The sequence below is a fragment of the Caulobacter sp. GW821-FHT11E11 genome (assembly GCF_058808315.1).
Window position 1 is genome coordinate 208494 of record NZ_JBXARO010000011.1, and the last position, 22061, is coordinate 230554.

Genomic DNA, 22061 nt, shown 5'->3' on the forward strand with positions numbered 1-22061 from the left:
AAGCGCACCGCTGTGCCCGCCGGTGTTAGGGCGTAGAACCCTCTCCCATGGGGAGAGGGTGGGGCTCATCGTGAAGCGGTGGGAGGGTGAGGGGATAGGCGAAGCCCCTCATGAGTCCGCGCAAGCTGTTCTGTTTTCGTGATTTTATCGGTGATCGGTTTTGACCCTCACCCTCCCATGCTGCGCATGGGCCCCGCCCTCTCCCGAGGGAGAGGGTGAGCGAGGCGCGAGCATTCACGCCTCTCCGTCCCCGCCTCGAAAACCCACCGTACAGTCTACCCACCTCGTCGCGAGGAAAGGACGCATGGCCAGCGACCGATTGCGGCGGCGGGGGGCGATCGAGCGGGCGCGCTCGTCGGCGCGGAGGCAGCTCCGCAACTTCGTCCATCTGGCGGTAGTCGACCCTGGAACACAGAAACGACGTTGGACGAGGCCCGATGAGGCGACAGGTCCGGGGAAACCCGGACATCCGGGACCAGGCTTCGCGGCCGGGCCCGCCCGTCGGAGGCTTCAAGGATGTCGGGGTGCGAACAGCATCACGGCGTCACGCTTCCGGATAACGACCGCGCGGAGCGCCTGGCTTCGTCGAAACGGTACTCACTACCCCTACACCGGACGCTGTCCGGCGCTCCGCGTCCCTTTCCATGCCTTCAGCGGCCCGCCGCGTGAAGCGGCGGGGCCGTGAGCGTCACTCAGCCCAGTAAGCCACGTGGACGTGCATGTGACCGATGTCCTTGCCCTGGAAGACCAGGCCGTTGGGGCCGATGTGGACGTGCTTGTCCAGGTCGTCCTTGTGCAGCTCGACCGTGTCGCCGTTGCAGGTGTCGGTCAGGCGGATGACGTCGGGAACGGTGGTGGCGTTGCTGTCCAGCGAGGTGAAGCCGTTGGTGGTCAGGATGCCGAACTGGCGCCACTTCTTGGGCTTGGCCTGCTTGCCGTTCCAGTTCTCGCCGAGGCGCGCGCTGGCGATGTGCTGGACCGGGATGTCGCTGATGCCGAACAGGTTGTCGCGGCGCCATTGCTGGTAGAACCAGCTGTCGACGCTGCCGGCCGAGCAGAAGTTCTCGCTGACGATGTTGGGCCAGGTATCGCGGATGGCCGTGGCCTTGGCGTTGAACAGCTGGAAGTAGCCGTTCGGCTCGAAGTTGGTCTGCTCGCCCTTGCCCTCGACCTTCTGGCTGTCGACGCGGCTGGTGAAATAGAGGCAGCCGGGGTTCCACGAGTGCGACATGAAGAGCTCGTAGAAGCCCTCGAACATGACGATGTCGGCGTCGGTGAAGACGATCCAGTCGGCGTCCTTCAGCCCCTTGAGGCCGTCGTTCAGCATCTTGCCCTTGTTGAAGGCGTGGTCGTCCTCGAAGCAGCGGTCCGAGATCACCAGGGTCGCGCCGTTTTCCTTGACCACTTCCTGGGTGCGGACGTCGTCGGTCGAGGTGACGACGATGATCTCGTCGAACTCGCGCATGTTGGAGGGCAAGGTCAGGGCCAGGTCGTCGCCATAGCCGACCGAGGTCAGGACGCAGGCCAGCTTGCGCGGCTTGGTCGAGTTGTGGCCGATGCCGACACGGCGGCCCGAGCTGGCGTCGCCCACGTAGTTGTCGCGGGTCTCGACCTGGCGCTTCTGCATGTGCAGGGCCGGGTCGAACATCTCATAGGCGCGCTTGCGGATCGCCGGGCTGCCCAGCTTCTTGAGGATCGCCTTGTGCTCAGACGAGATGATGTCGCGGTCCAGCAGGTCCAGCTGCGACGGGCCCGGCTGGGCCAGGCCGCAATAGTTGCAGAGGTCCAGCTGGTCCTTGAAGTCTTCCGGGGTGCGCTGCCACCAGCCGTGCTCGACCGGCCAGGCGCGCTTGCCGTCGAAGTACAGGCGGTCGATGGCGCCGGCCACTTCACAGAAATAGGCGCCCTTGTCGTTGATCGTCGCCGACCACAGCTTCTGCACCCAGCAGTTGTCGCGGTTGTACTCCCACTCGGCATCCGACATGCCGGTCGCCTGGGTGTAGTCCTTGCGGCTGATCAGCAGCGCTTGGTGCTGGCCCGCGGTCTCGTGGGTGTTGGTGTTGAAGTGGCTGTAGACCTCCATGATGGTCTCGTAGTTCTTGTAGAACCCGTTCCCGAGGCTGGTCCAAAGCCCGCGGCCGTTCGAGCGGTCGAACAGGCGCTGCGTGGCGAAGTCGTTGAAATCCTTGATGGGCGCCTTGCCGTTCGAGGTGTTGGGGCCGCCCCACAGCTCGGCGAAGCGGCGCGAGATCTGCTCGAAATTGCCGTGCAGGGTCGGCTCGCCGGCGATGACGCCGATCACCTTGTTGGGGGCGTTCCAGCCTTCCATGCTCTTCACCGAGCGTTCGAAGGTCTCCAGCTCCATGTCGCGGCGCTGGGTCTGGTGCGGGATCAGCCGCGTGCAGTTCGAGCAGGCCAAGTGGCACTTGGTGCTGATGTCGATCTGGACGATGTCCATGTCGGCGGGCGAGCGCATCGGGATCTCCGTTCCGGACGCACCCGATTCGGGGTGCGACGGTTAACGCTGACCATGCCTGCGTTAACCACCCGGGTCGATAATACTGATCGCCGCACCCAGATTCTAGACTTCAGCCTACAGATCCAGCGCGTAGAGACGGCGGTCCCGGCGCTCGCCGTCGCGGTGCACGGCGCCCTTCAGATAACCCTCGGCCTTGAAGCCCAGCTTCTGCAGCAGGTGCTCGGCGCGGTTGTCGCCGACGTGGGTGCTGGCCACCAGGCTCTTGAGGCCGCTGCTGGCGCCATGGGCGAGGAGCGCGCTGACCGCCTCGGCGCCGAAGCCATGGCCCCAGCCCTTGCGGTCGACCACGAAGCGGATCTCGGCCCGGTCGTGGCGCTTGTCGATGTCGATGAACTCGCAATAGCCCAGGAAGGCGCCGCTGCCGGTATGGCGGATGCACCAGTAGGCGGCGTCGCCAGCGCCCATCTGGTCGACCTGGGCGGCTACGCGGCTGGCCACCTCATCGGGATCCTCGATCGGCTCCTGGTCGAGGTTCGACATCACTTCCGCATCACTGAGGAACGGATAGATCAGGGGCGCGTCGTCGACCGTCAAGGGAGCGAGGGTCAGGCGTTCGGTCTCGAGGATCATGCGGTCCGGAGATTTTGGCTTGAAGGGACTTATGGAACTTGGAGGTCTTGCGTGGGGGAGCACGCTTCCCAGCTATGGCGCGTAGCCGCCGCTAGTGGTAGAGGGGCCGCTTCGTTTTTCACGCGGCATTTCGCCCGCGCCCGGATCGAGAACAACTTCGTCATGCTCATCGGCGTCCTGCTGGCCATCAATATCGTTGTCTGCCTCGGTCTGATCGGGGTGGTCCTGCTGCAGCGCTCCGAAGGTGGCGCTCTGGGCATGGGCGGCGGCAACACCGGCTTCATGACCGCCCGCGGCGCTGGCGACCTGCTGACCCGCATCACCTGGATCCTGTTCTCGCTGTTCCTCCTGATCAGCCTGACGCTGACGATCCTGACCGGCCGCGCCAACACCGGCGGCTCGGTCACCGACCGTCTGAACATCAAGAGCCTGGACTCCAAGAGTCTGAACGCGGTTCCGGCCCCGCAGGCTCCCGCCACCGACATTTCGCCGTCGACCGCCCAGCCGGGCGCCATCCAGGCCCCGACCCCGCAGATCAACGCGCCGGCCCCGACCGCGCCGCAGCCCTCGCTGCTGGCTCCGACCCCGGCGGCTGAACCGGCCAAGAAGCCGGCAGCGGCTCCGAAGGCCGCCCCCAAGCCGGCCGCAACGGCTCCGGCGGCTGCCACGGCCCCGGCCGTCGCGGCCCCGCCGGCCGAACAACCGAAACAATAACCGTCCCAAGACGGCCTTCCACCGACCCCCGAGGGCAACCTCGGGGGTTTAATCTTGTTGATGAACGCAGGTCTTTTTCCGGCGTCGTCGAATCACGGGTAAGCTGATCGCCCATGACGCGGTACATCTTCATCACCGGCGGCGTGGTTTCCTCGCTTGGCAAGGGTTTGGCCTCGGCGGCGCTCGGCGCGCTGCTGCAAGCGCGTGGCTACACGGTCCGCCTTCGTAAGCTCGACCCCTATCTCAACGTCGATCCGGGCACGATGAGCCCGTATCAGCACGGCGAGGTCTTCGTGACCGACGACGGGGCGGAAACCGACCTCGACCTGGGTCACTACGAGCGCTTCACCGGCGTGTCGGCCAAGAAGGCCGACAACATCACGACGGGCCAGATCTACAAGACGATCATCGAGAAGGAGCGCCGCGGCGACTACCTCGGCGCGACCGTCCAGGTGATCCCGCACGTCACCAACGAGATCAAGGACTTCGTTCTCTCGCCCGCCATGGACGAGACGGGCCAGAAGCCGGTCGACTTCGTGCTGGTGGAGATCGGCGGTACGGTCGGCGACATCGAGGGGCTGCCGTTCTTCGAGGCCATCCGCCAGTTGCGCCAGGACCTGCCGCGCAATCAGAGCTGCTATGTGCACCTGACCCTGCTGCCGTTCATCAAGACGGCCGGCGAGATGAAGACCAAGCCGACCCAGCACTCGGTCAAGGAGCTGCGCTCCATCGGCATCCAGCCGGACATCCTGCTGTGCCGCTGCGAGCAGGAGATCCCGCCTGAGGAAAAGCGCAAGATCGCCCAGTTCTGCAACGTGCGGCCCAGCGCGGTCATCCAGGCGCTGGACTCATCGTCCATCTACGCCGTGCCGATCGACTACCACCAGGAAGGCCTGGACGCCGAGGTGCTGGACGTCTTCGGCATGAGCGACGCCCCGGCGCCGGACCTGACGCGCTGGAAGACGATCGACAACACCGTCCAGCATCCCGATGGCGAGGTCACCATCGCCGTCGTCGGCAAGTACACCGTGCTGAAGGACGCCTACAAATCCCTTATCGAGGCCCTGCACCACGGCGGCCTGGCCAACAAGGTCAAGGTCAACCTGGACTGGGTCGAGAGCGAGACCTTCGAGGGTGATGAAGGCGCGGCCGCGGCCCGCCTGGAGAACGCCCACGCCATCATGGTGCCCGGCGGCTTCGGTGAGCGGGGCGCGGAGGGCAAGATCCGGGCGGCCCAGTTCGCCCGCGAACGCAAGGTGCCGTACTTCGGCATCTGCTTCGGCATGCAGATGGCGGTCATCGAGACCCTGCGGAACGTCGCCGGCATCAAGGACGCCAGCTCGTCCGAGTTCGGGCCCACCGAGCGTCCCGTGGTCGGCATCATGACCGAGTGGATCAAGGGCAACGAGACCGTCCAGCGGCGGGCCAATGACGACCTGGGCGGCACGATGCGCCTGGGAGCCTATGACGCGGTCCTGACGGCTGGTTCGAAGGTCGCCGAGATCTATGGCGGCACCGAGATCAGCGAGCGCCACAGGCACCGCTACGAGGTCAATATCGGCTACGCCCACCTGATGGAGGACGCGGGCCTGAAATTGACGGGTCGTTCGCCCAACGGCGTGCTGCCCGAGATCGTCGAGCGGGACGACCATCCCTGGTTCATCGGCGTCCAATACCACCCGGAACTGAAGAGCCGTCCGTTCGCGCCGCACCCGCTTTTCGCCAGCTTCATCGCTGCCGCGAAGGAGCATGGGCGTCTCGTGTGACGCTTTTTCCCCGGGTGCTTGCATCCAGGGAGAGATTCGGGCATAAGCCCCCGCTCACGCGGCGGCCTGGGTCGAACCCTAGTCGCCGCTCCTAATTTTCACGCTCAGCGAGCAGAGTCACTTCGATGGCCGTTCCCAAAAGAAAAACTTCGCCTTCTCGCCGGAACATGCGCCGGTCGCACCACGCCCTGGGCGCTAACTCGTTCATCGAGGACAAGGACACCGGTGAGCTGCGCCGCCCGCACCATGTCGATCTGAAGACCGGCATGTACAACGGCAAGCAGATCCTGACGCCGAAGGAAGACTAAGGTCTCCTTTCGTCACTGACGGCTTTCGAAAGCGCCGCCCGGTCCCCCGGGCGGCGTTTTTCGTCGTATTGTCATTTTCGTCGTATTTCTGTCGCGCGCTCAAAGAACGGTGTTACGCTTCCCCTAAGGGAGGTACGCCCATGCTCACACGCCGCGACATAGCGGCGGGACTGGGTTTTTCGCTGGCCGCGTCACCCGCGCTGGCTGGCGCGATCACGCCGGTTTCGCTGTCTCAGACACCACCCCTGCCGGTCCCGCCCGTGGAACAGCCGCTGCTGATCCTGGACGCTTCTCTGGACCAGGACGCCCGCATGACCGTGCCGGTCATGATCAACGGGCAGGGGCCCTTCCAATTCGTTGTCGACACGGGCGCGGACCGCAGCGTCCTTACCCCCGTCATCGCCGAGCGCCTTGCCCTGCCACGCGGGCCGGATGTGATGGTGCATGGCGTCTCCGGTTCGGTGCTGAGCCAGACGGCCCGCGTGACCCTGCTGCGCAGCGGCGACTCCCGGCTGACGGACGTGACCTTGCCGGTCCTGCCCTATGAGCGCATCGGCGCTGACGGCCTGCTGGGCGTCGACATCCTGGAAGACCGCAACATCGTCATCGACTTCCGCAAGAAGCAGCTGGAGATCCGCCGCAGCTCGCCGGTCAACGGCTCCTTCCGCCTGCCGCGCGAGGTCTCGGTGATCGCCAACGAGAAGTTCGGACGGCTGACCCTGGCCGACTCGCGGATCGCCGGCGCCAGGGCGATGGCCTTCATCGACTCCGGTGGCGGGATCAGCATCGGCAACATGGCCCTGGCGCACGCCATCGCCGCTCGCCGACGCCGGCAGCCCGAGAATGTCCAGCAGGCTCGGCTGCTGACCGCCGGCGGCGACATGATGCTGGGCGAGTTCCGTATCGTGCCCTCGATCGTGATGGGCGAGCTGCGGGTCACCAACATCCCGATGGCTTTCGCCGACCTGCACATCTTCGAGCTCTGGGGGCTGAACGACCGGCCGGCGGCGCTGCTGGGCGTCGACGTGCTGCGCCTGTTCGCCCGGGTCGAGCTGGACTTCGGCCTGGGGCGGGTGCTGTTCCGGCTGGGGCAGGGCGGTCTGATCGCCCCGACCCTCAGCGCCTAGGGCTTATTGGGAGCGTCCGCGCGCCATGACCTGGCGGCGGCGCTCCTCGACCTTCTCCGGCGTGACCTCGCGGTTGTGGCCGGTCGAGCGGGTGGTCTCGGTCTTGAGGCCCTCGCCGAACGTCTGGGCGTAGCCTTCGTCGATCAGCGCCGTGTAGAACGACAGCGTCTCCACCGGGATCGACGCCATGTCCTGTGCCAGTTTCAAGGCGGTCGGCAACAGCTCGGCGGCCGGCACGACGCGGTTGACCAGGCCCCAGTCGGCAGCCGTGCGGGCGTCCAGGAAGTTGCCGGTCAGGGACAGCTCCTTGGCGCGATAGATCCCGACCAGGCGCGAGAGCTTCTGTGACAGGCCCCAGCCCGGCATGATGCCGACCCGGGCATGGGTGTCGGCGAAGCGGGCGTTCTCCGATGCGATCAGCACGTCGCAGGCCAGGGCCAGCTCGAAGCCGCCGGTGATGGCCACGCCATTGATCGCGCCGATGACCGGCTTGCGGCAGGTCTCGACCGCCCGGACGGGATTGGAGCGGGCGTCCTGATCATTGGCCGCGCTCATCGCGTCGGGATCGCCGCCCAACTCCTTGAGGTCCAGGCCGGCTGTGAAAGCCTTCTCGCCGGCGCCTGTCAGGATCACGACGCTGACCTCGGGATCGGCGTCCAGCGCCACCATGGCGTCGTGCAGGGCCTTCCGTAGCGCCTTGGAGAGGGCGTTCATCGCCTCGGGCCGATTGAGCGTGACGATGGCCACAGGGCCGCGCCGTTCGATGTCCAGCATGGGATCCTCCCGTTTGTGACCGACGATCAGTCGGCCGCCCAAAGGGAAGTCAAGTTGCGCCCAAAGCGCATGGCGGCTAAAGCCACCGCGCCTTTTGGCCTTGAGGAGCAGTCCATGACCGAGATCGTCGACATCATCGCCCGTGAAATTCTCGACAGCCGGGGCAACCCGACCGTCGAAGTCGACGTCGTTCTGGAAGATGGCGCGTTCGGTCGCGCCGCGGTGCCGTCGGGCGCCTCGACGGGCGCTCACGAAGCCAGCGAAAAGCGTGACGGCGACAAGGCTCGCTACCTGGGCAAGGGCGTCCAGCAAGCCGTGGACTCGGTCAATGGCGAGATCTTCGACGCCCTGTCGGGCGTGGACGCCGAGGACCAGCGCCGCCTGGACAACCTGCTGATCGAGCTGGACGGCACGCCGAACAAGGCCCGTCTGGGCGCCAACGCCATTCTGGGCGTCTCGCTGGCCGCCGCCAAGGCCGCCGCCGAGTCGGCCGGCCTGCCGCTCTACAAGTACGTCGGCGGCGTGAATGCCCGCGTGCTGCCGACCCCGATGATGAACATCATCAACGGCGGCGCCCACGCCGACAACCCGATCGACATCCAGGAATTCATGATCCTGCCGACCGGCGCGAAGGAATTCCGGGAAGGTCTGCGCATGGGCGCCGAGATCTTCCACGCCCTGAAGAAGGCTCTGAAGGACGCCGGCCACAACACCAACGTCGGTGACGAGGGCGGCTTCGCCCCGAACCTGGCGTCGGCCGAGGCCGCGCTCGACTTCATCGTCAAGGCTGGCGAGAAGGCGGGCTACAAGGCCGGTGACGACTTCGTCCTGGGCCTGGACGTCGCCTCGACCGAGTTCTTCAAGAACGGCAAGTACGAGCTGGAAGGCGAAGGCAAGTCGCTGGATCCGGCCCAGATGGTCGACTACCTGGCGGGCCTGGCTTCGAAGTTCCCGATCCTGTCGATCGAGGACGGCATGGCCGAGGACGACTTCGATGGCTGGAAGCTGCTGACCGACACCCTGGGCAAGAAGGTTCAGCTGGTCGGCGACGACCTGTTCGTGACCAACCCCAAGCGCCTGCAGATGGGCCTGGACAAGGGCCTGGCCAACTCGATCCTGGTCAAGGTCAACCAGATCGGCACGCTGTCGGAAACCATCGACGCCGTCGACCTGGCGCACCGTCACGGCTACACCAGCGTCATGAGCCACCGCTCGGGCGAGACGGAGGACTCGACGATCGCCGACCTGGCCGTCGCCCTGAACTGCGGTCAGATCAAGACCGGCTCACTGGCCCGCTCGGACCGTACGGCCAAGTACAACCAGCTGCTGCGCATCGAAGAGATGCTGGACGACCAAGGCGTCTACGCCGCGCGCGCGGCTCTGAAGGGCCGCTAAAGCCCTTCCAGATCGCTGGAATGACGAAGGCGCGGCTCCGGAAGGGGGCCGCGCCTTTTGTTTTGCCTGGTTGAGGCGCCGCGATTCTGGCGCCGATCCTGCGGTTTCGCCGCCTGAGCACATGGTTGCCAGCGCGGTTAACCCACAAATTTTCTAAAAGCTGAGCAGTGGTTTCAAACGAGACCACTTCCGCGCTGTTCGCGGTCGCGAACTGGCTTCGGCGGTGCGGCATCTAGATGCCGGTGAAACCATCTCATCTGAAAGCATCATTCGCCTAATTCGCGATCTGGCGATAACCCTTCTCAATGCCTGGATTTAGAAGGCGTTAAGCACGGTCTGCGACTCTGTGAGTCCCTCTCTGGGACACTGAGATGTTCGCCCGACTGCAACCCTTCCTGCCGACCGCGGCGATCTTTTTCCTGATTTTCTACTTCGCCTTTCACGCTCTGACGGGTGATCGAGGCCTGCTGTCGATCTCGCAACGCAATGCGGACCTCGCAGCAAAAACAAAGGAACTCAGGAAGATACGTGCGGAGAGGATGGACCTGGAGGCCCGCGCTCGTCTATTACGCAGCGGCAGTCTGTCGGCTGATCTCCTGGAGGAGCGTGCGCGTTCTCTCCTAGGATATGCCGACCCGAGGGACTATGTGATCCGGGTCAAGCGTCCAAGCTGACCGATCCCGTACTCTTCGGAATCGATTGCGGATCGACCCGGCGATCACCAGATCCCGGGCGGGTCCAAGAGTGCACCAGGGTATTTCCTTCGCGGAACCGACGACTTTTCGGCGGGAAATGCTCTCAGGACGAAGGCCGCGATGAAGATTGGCCAGGGAGATTTGAATGGCGCGTACGCGCAAGGCTGAGGCCTCTGAGGCGAAGGGCGTAGACACCGGTGTCAACGCTTTCGTCGGCAAGGACGAACTCCTGAAATTCTATCAGGACATGCTGCTGATCCGCCGCTTCGAGGAGCGCGCCGGCCAGCTGTACGGCATGGGCCTGATCGGTGGCTTCTGCCACCTGTACATCGGTCAGGAAGCCATTGCGGTCGGCATGCAGTCGATCTCGCAGAAGGGCGACCAGATCATCACGGGCTATCGTGACCACGGCCACATGCTGGCCGCCGGCATGGACCCCCGCGAAGTGATGGCCGAGCTGACCGGCCGCGCCGGCGGTTCGTCGCGCGGCAAGGGCGGCTCGATGCACATGTTCGACATCGAGACCGGCTTCTACGGCGGCCACGGCATCGTCGGCGCTCAGGTGGCGCTCGGCACCGGCCTGGCGCTGGCGAACCACTACAAGGGCAATGGCAACGTCTCGTACGCCTACATGGGCGACGGCGCGGCCAACCAGGGCCAGGTCTACGAGAGCTTCAACATGGCCCAGCTGTGGAAGCTGCCGGTCGTGTACGTGATCGAGAACAACCAGTACGCCATGGGCACCAGCGTCGAGCGCGCCGCCTCTGAAACGGCGTTCCACAAGCGCGGCGTCTCGTTCCGGATCCCGGGCGAGGAAGTCGACGGCATGGACATCGTCGCCGTGCGTGAAGCCGGCGCGCGCGCCACCGAGCACGCCCGTAGCGGCGCGGGTCCCTACATCCTCGAGATGAAGACCTACCGCTATCGCGGCCACTCGATGTCGGATCCGGCCAAGTACCGCACCAAGGAAGAGGTCGACGAGGTCAAGACGACCCGCGATCCGATCGACCACATCAAGGAACGCCTGGCCCAGGCCGGCGTCACCGAGGACGACCTGAAGGGCGTCGACGCGGAAGTGAAGCGCATCGTCGCCGAGGCCGCCGAGTTCGCTCGCACGAGCCCCGAGCCTGATCCCTCGGAACTGTATACCGACGTCTACCTGGAGGCCGCCGAGTGACGGACATCCTGATGCCCGCGCTTTCCCCGACGATGGAGGAAGGCACCCTGGCCAAGTGGCTCGTCAAGGAAGGCGACACCATCAAGGCCGGCGACGTGATCGCCGAGATCGAGACCGACAAGGCGACGATGGAAGTCGAAGCCGTCGACGAAGGCGTGGTGGAAGCCATCCTGGTCCCGGCCGGCAGCGAGAACGTCAAGGTCAACACCCTGATCGCGCGCCTGAAGGGCGAGGGCGAAGCCGCGGCTCCGGCCGCTCCGGCTGCCGCTCCCGCCGCCGCTGAAGCCGCCCAGGCTCCCGTGGCTGCCGCTCCGGCCGCTGGCGGCCCGATCTCGGCCGCCTCGACCTTCGCCGATCCGGAAATCCCGGCCGGCACGCCGATGAAGAAGATCACGGTCCGCGACGCCCTGCGCGACGCCATGGCCGAAGAGATGCGTCGCGACGACCGCGTGTTCCTGATGGGCGAGGAAGTCGCCCAGTACCAGGGCGCCTACAAGGTCAGCCGCGAGCTGCTGCAAGAGTTTGGCGACAAGCGCGTCATCGACACCCCGATCACCGAGCACGGCTTCGCCGGCATGGGCGTCGGCGCGGCGATGGCCGGTCTGAAGCCGATCGTCGAGTTCATGACCTGGAACTTCGCCATGCAGGCGATCGACCACATCATCAACTCGGCCGCCAAGACGCTGTACATGTCGGGCGGCCAGATCAAGTCGTCGATCGTGTTCCGCGGCCCCAACGGCGCGGCCTCGCGCGTCGGCGCCCAGCACAGCCAGGACTACGCCGCCTGGTACGGCAACGTCCCGGGTCTGAAGGTCATCGCGCCGTATGACGCGGCCGACGCCAAGGGCCTGCTCAAGGCCGCCATCCGCGATCCGAACCCGGTCGTCTTCCTCGAACACGAGATGATGTACGGCCACGAGTTCGACATCCCAGACGTCGAGGACTGGGTCGTGCCGATCGGCAAGGCCAAGATCCGCCGCGAAGGCACGGATGTCACCCTGGTCGCCTACAGCCGCATGGTGGGCTTCGCCCTGAAGGCGGCCGAGGAGCTCGAGAAGGAAGGCATCTCGGCGGAGGTCGTCGACCTGCGCACGATCCGTCCGATGGACCACGCCACCGTCCTGGAAAGCGTCAAGAAGACTAACCGTCTGGTCACGGTCGAGGAAGGCTGGGGCCCGATGGGCATCGGCGCCGAGGTCGTCGCGCGCATCACGGAGTTCGGCTTCGACTACCTGGACGCCCCGCCGCTGCGGGTGCACCAGGAAGACGTGCCGCTGCCTTATGCGGCGAACTTGGAAGTGCTGTCGCTGCCTTCGGTCGAGAAGATCGTGAAAGCAGCCAAGACGGTCAGCTACCGCTAAGACCGGCGCGGCCCTTGCTCCCGATGAGCAGGGGCCGCATCGTCTCAGCCAATGAATTCATCCCGCTTCAAGCGGGGTATCGTGGACGGCGGCCCAACACGCCATGGGGGCCGAAACCGTCCCGAACGATTGAGGAAAAAGCTCAATGTCGATCGACATCCTGATGCCCGCCCTGTCGCCCACCATGGAGGAGGGGACCCTCGCCAAGTGGCACGTCAAGGTCGGCGACACCGTCAAGGCCGGCGACGTGATCGCCGAGATCGAGACCGACAAGGCGACGATGGAAGTCGAAGCCGTCGATGAAGGCGTGATCGAAGCCATCCTGGTCGACGCCGGGACCGAGAACGTCAAGGTCAACGCCCTGATCGCCAAGCTGGCGGGCGAGGGCGAAGCCCCCGCGCCGGCTCAGAAGGCCGAAGCGCCCAAGGCCGCCGCCGCGGCTTCCGCTCCTGCGGCTGCTCCCGCCGCTGCTGCTCCGGCCGCGCCCGCGCCGTCCGCTCCGGTCGCCGCCGATGGTTCGCGCGTCTTCGCTTCGCCGTTGGCCCGCCGCCTGGCTTCGGCCGCCGGCCTGGACCTGAAGGGCATCAAGGGCACCGGCCCGCACGGCCGCGTGGTCAAGACCGACGTCGAAGCCGCTAAGTCGGGTGGCGCTCCCGCCGCCAAGGCCGCGCCGAGCACCGCGCCCGCCGCTGCCGCTACGGCCGCCGCCGAGCCGCGCAAGGTTCAGTCGCTGGAGCAGATGGGCATCCCGGCCGGCTCCTACGACCTGATCCCGCTGGACGGCATGCGCAAGACCATCGCGCGCCGCCTGACGGAAAGCTTCCGCGACGTGCCGCACTTCCCGCTGACGATCGATCTCGAGATCGACGCCCTGCTGGCCGCGCGCGGCAAGATCAACAGCCTGCTGGAAGGCCAGGGCGTGAAGGTGTCGGTCAACGACATCATCATCAAGGCCGTGGCCGTGGCCCTGAAGCGCGTGCCGGAGGCCAACGCCTCGTACACGCCGGAAGGCATCGCCATGCACAAGCATGCCGACATCGCCGTGGCCGTGGCCATCGATGGCGGCCTGATCACCCCGATCGTCCGCGCCGCCGAGACCAAGGGCCTGGCCCAGATCTCGGCCGAGGTGAAGGATCTCGCCGCCCGCGCCAAGTCCAAGAAGCTGAAGCCCGAGGAATTCCAGGGCGGCACCTTCTCGGTCTCGAACCTGGGCATGTTCGGCATCAAGGCGTTCGCTTCGATCATCAACGAGCCGCAAGGCGCGATTATGAGCGTCGGCGCCGGCGAGCAGCGTCCGGTGGTCAAGAACGGCCAGCTGGCCGTGGCCACCGTGATGACCGTGACCCTGACCTGCGACCACCGCGTGGTCGACGGAGCCATCGGCGCCAAGTTCCTGGCGGCCTTCAAGCCGCTGATCGAAGAGCCGCTGACCTTGATCGTCTGATCCGGTCGCGGGGAAGAGGCGAACATGTCGGTCTACGACTATTCGGCCAAGACGCTGGACGGCCAGGACGTGAGCCTGGCCGACTATCGCGGCCAAGTGCTGCTGATCGTGAACACCGCCAGCAAGTGCGGGTTCACGCCTCAGTACGAAGGTCTCGAGGCGCTCTACAAGGCCCACAAGGATCGTGGCTTCACGGTCCTGGCCTTCCCCTGCAACCAGTTCGGTGCTCAGGAGCCGGGAAACGCCGAAGAGATCGCGAACTTCTGTTCGCTGACCTACGACGTGACCTTCCCGGTGATGAGCAAGATCGACGTCAATGGCGCCGACGCCCACCCGCTCTACAAGTTCCTCAAGACGGAACAGAAGGGCCTGCTGGGCACCGAGGCGATCAAGTGGAACTTCACCAAGTTCCTGATCGGCAAGGACGGCGAAGTCGTCGAGCGTTTCGCGCCCACGGTTAAACCCGAAGACCTCAAGGTCGCGGTCGAGGCGCTGCTTTAGTTTCTCCCAGACCGGCTCAAAGACCGGTCGACCGGCGCTCTCCGCTCCCCCGGACGGGCGTCCAAGCTAGGGTAAGAAGAACATGTCCACGGAATTCGATGTCGTCGTCATCGGCGCCGGTCCTGGCGGCTATGTGGCCGCGATCCGCGCCAGCCAGCTGGGCCTGAAGACGGCCATCGTCGAGCGTGAAAACCTGGGCGGCATCTGCCTGAATTGGGGCTGCATCCCGACCAAGGCCCTGCTGAAGTCGGGCGAGATCTACGAGCAGCTGTCGCACCTGGACAGCTATGGCCTGTCGGTCGAGAAGGCCGGCTTCGACTTCACCAAGATCATCGAGCGTTCGCGCGGCGTGGCCAAGACCATGTCGGGCGGCATCGCCTTCCTGATGAAGAAGCACAAGATCGAGGTCATCGAGGGCGAAGCCAAGCTGGAGAAGGGCAATCCCGCTCCGAAGCTCGTCATCGCCCTGAAGGCCGGCGGCAGCCGCACGGTCCAGGCCAAGAACGTCATCCTGGCCAGCGGCGCCCGCGCTCGCGAGATCCCGGCCATCGGCGCGGTCTCGGACGGCGACAAGATCTGGACCTATCGTGACGCCCTGGCGCCCAAGACCATGCCCAAGTCGCTGGTCGTGATTGGCTCGGGCGCCATCGGCATCGAGTTCGCCAGCTTCTACCGCGCCCTGGGCGCAGAGGTGACCGTCGTCGAGGCCCTGGACCGCATCATGCCGGTCGAGGATGCCGAGGTCTCCAAGGCCGCCCAGAAGGCCTTCGAGAAGCGCGGCATCAAGTTCCGCATCGGCGCCAAGGTCAGCAAGGTCGAGAAGACCAAGGACGGCGTCTCGGTCACCGTCGACGTCGGCGGCAAGATCGAGCAGCTGGCGGCCGAGAAGTGCATCGTCGCCGTCGGCATCGCGCCCAACAGCGAAGGCCTGGACGCCGTCGGCCTGAACCTGGATCGCGGCCACGCCGTGACCGACAAGCACTGCAAGACCAACGTCCCGGGCCTGTACGCCATCGGCGACATCGCCGGCGGTCCCTGGCTCGCCCACAAGGCCAGCCACGAAGGCATCCACGCCGCCGAGGCCATCGCCGGCTACAAAACCCCGAACGTCAACTCGCCGATCCCGGGCTGCACCTACGCCAACCCGCAGGTCGCTTCGGTCGGCTTCACCGAGGCCGGCGCCAAGGCGGCGGGCATCGAGGTCAAGGCCGGTCGCTTCCCGTTCAAGGTCAACGGCAAGGCCGTGGCCGCGGGCGAGACCGAGGGCTTCGTGAAGACCGTGTTCGACGCCAAGACCGGCGCCCTGATCGGCGCCCACATGATCGGCCACGAAGTAACCGAGATGATCCAGGGCTTCGTCACGGCCATCACCCTGGAAGCCACCGAGGAAGACCTGCACGGCATCGTCTACGCCCACCCGACCATGTCGGAAGCCATGCACGAAGCCGCTCTGGACGCCTACGGACGAGTCCTGCACATCTAGGCCTCGTTTGAGGACACTGGATGGCGCGCAAGGCCGCGACGACGACGGACGATGCTCCGGACAAGGTAAAGCCAGCCAAGGCGCGGAAGGGGTCCAAGACGACCCTTTCCGAGGCCAATCTGGTGGATCTGGGTCCCGAGCGCCTGGCCGCCATCCTGCTCGACCTCTCCAGCGACAGCCACGTCAAGCGCGTGCTGCGCCTGGAGCTGTTCGCGGAAGCGGGCGGGGAGGGGCTGGGCCTGGAGGTCTCCAAGCGCCTGACCACCATCGGCAAGTCCTCGTCGCGCATCCATTGGCGCAAGCGCGCGGCCTTCGCCAAGGACCTCGACCTGCATCGGCGGATGATCGAGCGGCTGGCGGAAGACGACGCCACCGCCGCCCTCGATTTGATGCTGGACCTGCTGGACCTGGCGACGCCGGTCCTGGATCGCCTCAGCCAGGCCGAAGGTCCGATCGGTGAAGTCTTCCTGGCGGCCCGCGACGGGATCGGCGCGATCGCCGTCGGCGCCATGCCGGATCCGATCGCCCTGGCCGACCGCATCGCCAACCTGCTGCGCCGCGACGACTACACGCAATTTGGTCCGCTGGTGAACGCCCTGGCGCCTGTTCTGGGCAAGAAGGGCCAGGCGCATCTGCGCGAGACCCTCGAGAAGCTCTTGGCGGCGCGCACGATCCGCGACGCCCGCACCGCGATCTACAAGGACGCCCTGCGCCGTCTGGCCGACGCCAGCGGTGACGTCGACGCCTTCGAGGCCACCTTCGCGCCGGAACTGCGCAAGACGCCCCTGGTCTCGGCCGAGATCGCCCGTCGCCTGCTGGAGGCCGGTCGGCCCGAGGACGCTCTGGCGACGCTGCATGCCGGCGCGCCCAGCGACAAGGGCGGCCGCCATCAGAGCAGCCTGGAAGAGCGCTCCGCCTGGGAAGAGGCGATGCTGGACGCCCTGGAGGCCACCGGCCACCACGACGAGGCCCAGAAGCGCCGCTGGGCCGAGTTCGAGCGCACGCTGTCGATCCCGCGCCTGCGCACCTACCTCAAGGGCCTGCCCGACTTCGACGACGTCGAGGCCGAGGACCAGGCCAAGGCTGTCGCCAAGCGGTTCCCACAGTTCGATCGAGCTTTGGCGTTTCTGGTCTCCTGGCCCGACCTGCCGGCGGCATCACGCCTGGTGTTGTCCCGCGCCGGCGAGATCAACGGCGCCGACGACACCCTGATGACCGAAGCCGCCCGACGGCTAGAGGGGAGCTATCCGCTGGCCGCGACCTTGCTGCTGCGGGCCTCGATCCAGTACGTGCTGACCTATGGCGTCGCCACGCGCTACGCCGAGGCGGCGCGACAGCTGCTGGAGGCGGAGTCGCTGGCGGCCGTGATCGCCGACTACGGCGAATATCCCGACCACGCGGCCTTCGCGGCCGATCTGCGGGCCATGCACGCCCGCAAGCAGGGCTTCCGCACGGAGCTGGAAGCCCTTGGAAGCGTGTTTTAGGGGCGCGACCTTCTAGGGCCGCTTGCGGATCTGGGCGTCGATGCTCCATTCGCCGCCGCCCTGGAAGGTCAGGTACAGGAAGATGAAGCAGTAGAGGATCGCCGCCTCGCCGCCGTTCAGCGCGGGCCAGAAGCCCTGGCTGGCGTGGGCCATGAAGTAGGCCACGGCCATCATGCCCGACAGCAGAAAGGCGAAGGGGCGCGTGAACAGGCCCAGCAGGATGTGCGCCCCGCCGAAGATCTCCAGCGCGCCGGCCGCCACCAGCAGAGGCGGCAGCGGGCTGGGCGCGCCCGGCTGGGCGGCCGGGAAGTGGAAGAGCTTCATCAGGCCATGCTCCATGAAGAGCAGGGCGGTGATGATGCGCAGCAGGCTCAGGACGCGCGGCGACCAGACGGCGAGACGTTCCATTCTTCTTCCCCCGATATGCTTAAGCGGCCTTGTCGGTCTCGGCCATCCGTTGGATGGCGACATAGTCGGTCTTGCCGCTGCCCAGCACCGGCACTTCCTGCACCTTGAGGATCTTGCGCGGCACGGCCAGTTCGGGCGCGCCGATGCTCTGGGCATGGGCGACCAGCGAGGTGACGGCGGCGGTCTGGCAGTCGGTGACCAGCACCAGCTTCTCGCCCTTCTTCTTGTCGGGCATCGAGATCACGGCGTGGCGGCCATTGGGCCACACGGCCGAGGCCAGGTCCTCGGCGGCGGTCAGGGAGACCATTTCGCCGCCGATCTTGGCGAAGCGCTTCACCCGGCCCTTGATCGCGATCCACAGGTCGTCGGTAACCGTGACCACGTCGCCGGTGTCGTGCCAGCCGCCCTCGGGCGCGTCGACGCCGCCATCCTCGCGCAGATAGCCCGACATGATGTTGGGACCGCGCACCAGCAGGCGGCCGCCCTCGGCGATGCCCTCGACGGGCTCGATCTTCCACTCCTGGCCAGGCAGCAGACCGCCGACGGTGCCGCGGCGATTGTCGTCGGGCTTGTTGACCGCGATCACCGGCGAAGCCTCGGTCGCGCCGTAGCCTTCCAGCACCGGCACGCCGCCGAACTTCTCGGCGATGATGTTGTGCGTTTCTTCGCGGACCTTCTCGGCGCCGCAGACGATGAACTTCAGACCCGACAACTCGTCGCTCTCGGCCGAGCGGGCGTACTGGTTGACGAAGGTGTCGGTGGCCAGCAGCACCGAGCCGCCAACGTCCTTGATCAGCGGCGGGATCTGCTTGGTGTGCAGCGGCGAGGGGTATTGGAACGCCTTCATGCCGGTCATGATCGGCAGGATCACCCCGGCGGTCAGGCCAAAGCAGTGGAAAACGGGCAGTGGATTGAAGAACACCCAGGCCGGATCCAACGCGATGTGGGCGGCGATCTGCTGGGCGTTGGAGACCAGGTTGGCCTGGCTCAGCACCACGCCACGCGGCGCGCCGAAGCTGCCCGAGGTGAACAGCACCACGCCCTTGTCCGACGGCTTGGCCGGGGCGCGGAACTGGCGCGGGAACAGGCCGGCGGCGGCCGCGAACAGCTTGTCCGGCAGGCCGATCGTGCCGCGCACGTCTTCCAGATAGGTGATCTCGGCATGCTCGCCGATCGCGTCGACGATGTCGTGCAGCTTGCCCAGCTCGATGAACTTGTGAGCGGTCAGCACCCGCTTGACCTGGGCCAGCTTCACCGCGGCCTTAATGTTCCGCAGGCCCGCCGTGAAGTTCAGCATGGTCGGCACGCGGCCAAAGGCGTGCAGGGCGAAGAAGGTCACCACCGACCCCGAGCCCGACGGCAGCAGCACGCCGACGTTCTCGCCCGGCTTGGTCATCGCCGCGATCTTGCGGCCCAGGGCGAAGCTGGCGCGGATCAGATCCGTGTAGGACAGCGGATTACGGTCCTGGTCCTCCAGGATCGGCTTCTTGGCGCCATACTTGTCGCGGGCGTCGATGAGGGCGTCGAACAGGGCCTTCTGGCCGTTCCGTACGTCGTAAGCTACCGGCATCCCGGCGAAACCTCCCCGATGAGCGAAGCTGCGCTCTCGTTCTTAAACGTCGAGTCTGCCCAGGTAGGTCCAGCTTTGCAAGAAAGAGTCACAGAGCGTGAGGTTCAGCCCTTGCGGGGCAAGGCCTTGGCGGCCATCCGCGTGCGGGTGAAGTCGACGATGGCGGTCAGCCAGGGCCCGCGAACGGCGTTCGATTCCATGTGCAGGTCGTGACCGGCCTTGGGATAGCGGGTCTCTCGGCAGTCGATCATCGCCGCGCAGAGGCGGCCCTGCGGCGTGGCGGTGACGATCCTGTCCTGGCCGGCGTCCAGCATCAGCGTCGGGACGGCGGTCTTGCGGATGTCGCGCGCGGCGGCTTCCGACGCGTCGAAGAAGGCCGCGTACCAGCCGAGACTCCGGCCGCCCATGCGCAGGTCGGGATTGGCTAGCATCCAGGCGGCCTGGACCTTGCCGCGCTCGGCGTCGTGGGTCAGGCCTGACTGGAAGCCGTCCGGCCCCTCGCGCTTCCAGCCGCCCTGGTCAGGCGTGCGGATCCAGCCCAGGCGCAAGGTTCGCATGGCCGGCGTGAACTGCGTGAAGTCCGCGCGCGAACGGGGCAGGCCGCTGAGACCAAAAGCGGGCGAGGTGAGCACCAGGCCGTCCATGCCCAGGCCTTGCTCGGCGGCCCGTAGGGCGACCAGGCCGCCCTCGGAATGGCCGACGATTACGAACGGAATGTCGCCGGCGGGCCGGATGACGCCTCGAGCCAGGGCGCGGACGACGGCGACGTCGGGGTCGAAGCTGTCGACATGGCCGACATCGCGCCAGGGCGTCTCGCGCTCGGAGCCGCCTTGCCCCTGGCGCTCCAGCACCCAGACGCTGAAGCCCAGGGCGTTCAGCGCGCTGACGGTCTCGAACCACTTCTCGGCGCTCTCGCCATAGCCGGTCAGGATCAGCAGCGTGGCGCGCGGCGCGACCGGCGGCGCGGAAACGCCATAGCGCTGAATTTTGCCTTCGCCGCTGCGGACATAACCCCAGCTCCAGCCCTGCGGCGGATAGAAGCGCGAGCCCAGCGATGGCGGCGTCCGGCTGTCGGCGAAAGGCGCGCGCGAGCCCCCGTCGCCGCAGGCGGAGACGGTCAGGGCTAGGGCAATAGCGAGAAGGCGGCGACGCATACGCGGACAGTCATTTCGCGCATCGTGGCCTTAAGCAAGATCGAGTGCTTGATCCGGAGGCCAAGAAGACCGATTTAGGCGCCATGGCCACGGTGATCGACACGCTGAAGGCTCGCGGCTCGGAAGACCGGGCGGCGCGCCATCCCGAAAAGCAGAACCGCCCCGATACCCCGGTGCTCCGCAAACCCGATTGGTTGCGGGTCCGGGCGCCGGGTTCGGGCCAGTACAACGAGACCAAGGGCATTGTGCGCGAGCACAAGCTGACCACGGTCTGCGAAGAAGCGGCCTGCCCGAACATCGGCGAGTGCTGGAGCCAGAAGCACGCGACCATGATGATCATGGGCGAGATCTGCACCCGCGCCTGCGCCTTCTGTAACGTCACCACCGGCCTGCCGACCCAACTGGATCCCGACGAGCCGCGCCGCGTGGCCGAGGCCGTCGCCAAGATGGGCCTCAAGCACGTGGTTATCACTTCGGTGGACCGCGATGACCTGCTGGACGGCGGCGCCCGCCACTTCGCCGAGGTCGTGACCGCGATCCGCGCCAAGTCGCCGGGCACGACCATCGAGATCCTGACGCCGGACTTCCTGCGCAAGGACAATGCCGAGAACGTGGTGATCGACTCCCGCCCGGACGTCTTCAACCACAATCTCGAGACCGTGCCGCGGCTCTATCTGAAGATCCGCCCCGGCGCGCGCTACTACAACTCGCTGCGCTTGCTGGACCGCGTGAAGCAGCGCGATCCCTCCCAGTTCACCAAGTCCGGCCTGATGGTCGGCCTGGGCGAAACCAAGGAGGAGGTCATGCAGGTGATGGACGACATGCGTTCGGCCGGCGTCGACTTCATCACCATCGGCCAGTACCTGCAGCCGACCCGCAAGCACGCGGCCATCGACCGCTTCGTGACGCCGGAAGAGTTCAAGGCCTATGAGGCGATCGCCCGGGCCAAGGGCTTCCTGATGGTCTCGTCCAGCCCGCTGACCCGCTCGTCGCACCATGCGGGCGAGGACTTCGCCAAGCTGCAGGCAGCTCGCCGCGCCCTCGACGCCCGCACGGCGTAAACGCCGTGCATCGTCACGTGGTCACGCGCGTGCTGCCGTACGCGCCCGAGCAGCTGTTCGAGCTGGTCGGAGATGTCGAGAATTATCCGAAGTTCGTGCCGTGGATCACCGCCATGCGCACCTGGAACGGCCGCGTCGACGGCGCCGTCAGCACGGTCGACGCCGAGGCCCAGGTCGGCTTCTCGTTCCTGCGCGAGAAGTTCGCCACCCGCGTTCGCCGCGACCGCGAGGCGCTGAGCATCGACGTCAGCCTGCTGTATGGCCCGTTCAAGCGTCTCTCGAACGGCTGGCGTTTCGTGCCTGACGGCGAGGTCACCCGCGTCGAGTTCGTGATCGACTTCGCGTTCAAGGCCAAGCTGCTGGACGCCATGCTGGCCGCCAATATCGACAAGGCCGCCAACAAGCTGATCGCCTGTTTCGAGGATCGCGCGAAGCAGGTCTACGGCGAGAAGGCCTAGGGCCAATCGACATTCAGGATTCTCAGGCGCCGAGATGTCTGATTCATAGGGCTCCGTTCGATTGACGGAGCC

The 22061-nt window shown here is 66.3% G+C and carries 20 protein-coding genes and 1 pseudogene; 15 read left to right on the forward strand and 6 right to left on the reverse strand.

All coding sequences use genetic code 11. The features are described from left to right. Positions 1–279 precede the first annotated feature (279 nt). Positions 280–348, forward strand: a pseudogene (locus AC1RR5_RS24575) (hypothetical protein); the annotation flags it as partial. Between the two features lie 340 nt (positions 349–688). On the opposite strand, the gene AC1RR5_RS24580 reads toward AC1RR5_RS24575, so the two are convergent. Continuing rightward, positions 689–2476, reverse strand: a complete 1788-nt coding sequence (locus AC1RR5_RS24580) for a hypothetical protein (protein WP_492925980.1) — start codon at positions 2474–2476, stop codon at positions 689–691. A 117-nt stretch (positions 2477–2593) separates the two neighbouring features. Continuing rightward, positions 2594–3109, reverse strand: a complete 516-nt coding sequence (locus AC1RR5_RS24585; protein WP_492925982.1) for a GNAT family N-acetyltransferase — start codon at positions 3107–3109, stop codon at positions 2594–2596. Positions 3110–3271: 162 nt separating this feature from the next. On the opposite strand from AC1RR5_RS24585, the gene secG reads away from it, so the two are divergent. The 4 genes from secG (at position 3272) to AC1RR5_RS24605 (ending at position 7024) form a co-directional block, all read left to right on the forward strand. Beyond that, a complete protein-coding gene (gene secG / locus AC1RR5_RS24590; protein ID WP_492925984.1) occupies positions 3272–3823 on the forward strand; it encodes a preprotein translocase subunit SecG in 552 nt (183 codons plus the stop codon). A 113-nt stretch (positions 3824–3936) separates the two neighbouring features. Beyond that, positions 3937–5589, forward strand: coding sequence for a CTP synthase (pyrG, locus tag AC1RR5_RS24595; RefSeq protein WP_492925986.1), 1653 nt, complete (start codon positions 3937–3939; stop codon positions 5587–5589). A gap of 125 nt (positions 5590–5714) precedes the next feature. Further along, the gene (rpmF, locus tag AC1RR5_RS24600) at positions 5715–5897 is read left to right on the forward strand and encodes a 50S ribosomal protein L32 (RefSeq protein WP_010919589.1); all 183 of its coding nucleotides are present in this window, start codon (positions 5715–5717) and stop codon (positions 5895–5897) included. Positions 5898–6037: 140 nt separating this feature from the next. After that, a complete protein-coding gene (locus tag AC1RR5_RS24605; RefSeq protein ID WP_492925988.1) occupies positions 6038–7024 on the forward strand; it encodes a retropepsin-like aspartic protease in 987 nt (328 codons plus the stop codon). 3 nt (positions 7025–7027) lie between these two features. On the opposite strand, the gene AC1RR5_RS24610 is transcribed toward AC1RR5_RS24605, so the two are convergent. Further along, a complete protein-coding gene (locus AC1RR5_RS24610) occupies positions 7028–7798 on the reverse strand; it encodes an enoyl-CoA hydratase (protein WP_492925990.1) in 771 nt (256 codons plus the stop codon). 114 nt (positions 7799–7912) lie between these two features. On the opposite strand from AC1RR5_RS24610, the gene eno reads away from it, so the two are divergent. The 8 genes from eno (at position 7913) to AC1RR5_RS24650 (ending at position 17338) form a co-directional block, all read left to right on the forward strand. Continuing rightward, complete coding sequence (eno, locus tag AC1RR5_RS24615; RefSeq protein WP_492925992.1) at positions 7913–9193, forward strand: phosphopyruvate hydratase; 1281 nt, start codon at positions 7913–7915, stop codon at positions 9191–9193. A gap of 371 nt (positions 9194–9564) precedes the next feature. After that, on the forward strand, positions 9565–9867 hold the full coding sequence (locus AC1RR5_RS24620; protein ID WP_047405705.1) for an FtsB family cell division protein: 303 nt from the start codon (positions 9565–9567) through the stop codon (positions 9865–9867). A gap of 166 nt (positions 9868–10033) precedes the next feature. After that, positions 10034–11065 carry a pyruvate dehydrogenase (acetyl-transferring) E1 component subunit alpha gene (gene pdhA / locus AC1RR5_RS24625; RefSeq protein ID WP_492925994.1) on the forward strand — a complete coding sequence of 344 codons (1032 nt, stop codon included), beginning with the start codon at positions 10034–10036 and terminating at the stop codon, positions 11063–11065. Next, on the forward strand, positions 11062–12426 hold the full coding sequence (locus AC1RR5_RS24630) for a pyruvate dehydrogenase complex E1 component subunit beta (protein WP_492925996.1): 1365 nt from the start codon (positions 11062–11064) through the stop codon (positions 12424–12426). Before pdhA ends, AC1RR5_RS24630 begins: the two co-directional genes overlap by 4 nt. Positions 12427–12571: 145 nt before the next feature. Beyond that, positions 12572–13870 (forward strand): pyruvate dehydrogenase complex dihydrolipoamide acetyltransferase, encoded by a 1299-nt coding sequence (locus AC1RR5_RS24635; protein ID WP_492925998.1) that lies wholly within the window; start codon positions 12572–12574, stop codon positions 13868–13870. Positions 13871–13894: 24 nt separating this feature from the next. After that, positions 13895–14371 (forward strand): glutathione peroxidase, encoded by a 477-nt coding sequence (locus AC1RR5_RS24640; protein ID WP_492926000.1) that lies wholly within the window; start codon positions 13895–13897, stop codon positions 14369–14371. An 82-nt stretch (positions 14372–14453) separates the two neighbouring features. Next, on the forward strand, positions 14454–15854 hold the full coding sequence (gene lpdA / locus AC1RR5_RS24645; protein ID WP_492926002.1) for a dihydrolipoyl dehydrogenase: 1401 nt from the start codon (positions 14454–14456) through the stop codon (positions 15852–15854). Positions 15855–15874: 20 nt separating this feature from the next. Beyond that, the gene (locus AC1RR5_RS24650) at positions 15875–17338 is read left to right on the forward strand and encodes a DUF6880 family protein (protein WP_492926004.1); all 1464 of its coding nucleotides are present in this window, start codon (positions 15875–15877) and stop codon (positions 17336–17338) included. A 12-nt stretch (positions 17339–17350) separates the two neighbouring features. Here AC1RR5_RS24650 and AC1RR5_RS24655 read toward each other — a convergent pair whose 3' ends face one another. From AC1RR5_RS24655 to AC1RR5_RS24665, 3 genes are all read right to left on the reverse strand, one after another. Next, positions 17351–17746 carry a DoxX family protein gene (locus AC1RR5_RS24655; RefSeq protein WP_492926006.1) on the reverse strand — a complete coding sequence of 132 codons (396 nt, stop codon included), beginning with the start codon at positions 17744–17746 and terminating at the stop codon, positions 17351–17353. Positions 17747–17765: 19 nt separating this feature from the next. After that, a complete protein-coding gene (locus tag AC1RR5_RS24660; RefSeq protein ID WP_492926008.1) occupies positions 17766–19316 on the reverse strand; it encodes an AMP-binding protein in 1551 nt (516 codons plus the stop codon). Between the two features lie 104 nt (positions 19317–19420). Further along, positions 19421–20470 (reverse strand): alpha/beta fold hydrolase, encoded by a 1050-nt coding sequence (locus AC1RR5_RS24665; RefSeq protein WP_492926011.1) that lies wholly within the window; start codon positions 20468–20470, stop codon positions 19421–19423. Positions 20471–20553: 83 nt separating this feature from the next. Here AC1RR5_RS24665 and lipA point away from each other — a divergent pair, with 83 nt between their 5' ends. After that, a complete protein-coding gene (gene lipA / locus AC1RR5_RS24670) occupies positions 20554–21531 on the forward strand; it encodes a lipoyl synthase (protein WP_492810744.1) in 978 nt (325 codons plus the stop codon). A 5-nt stretch (positions 21532–21536) separates the two neighbouring features. After that, positions 21537–21989: a type II toxin-antitoxin system RatA family toxin gene (locus AC1RR5_RS24675; protein ID WP_492926013.1), complete on the forward strand. Its 453-nt coding sequence runs from the start codon at positions 21537–21539 to the stop codon at positions 21987–21989. Positions 21990–22061: the final 72 nt, after the last annotated feature.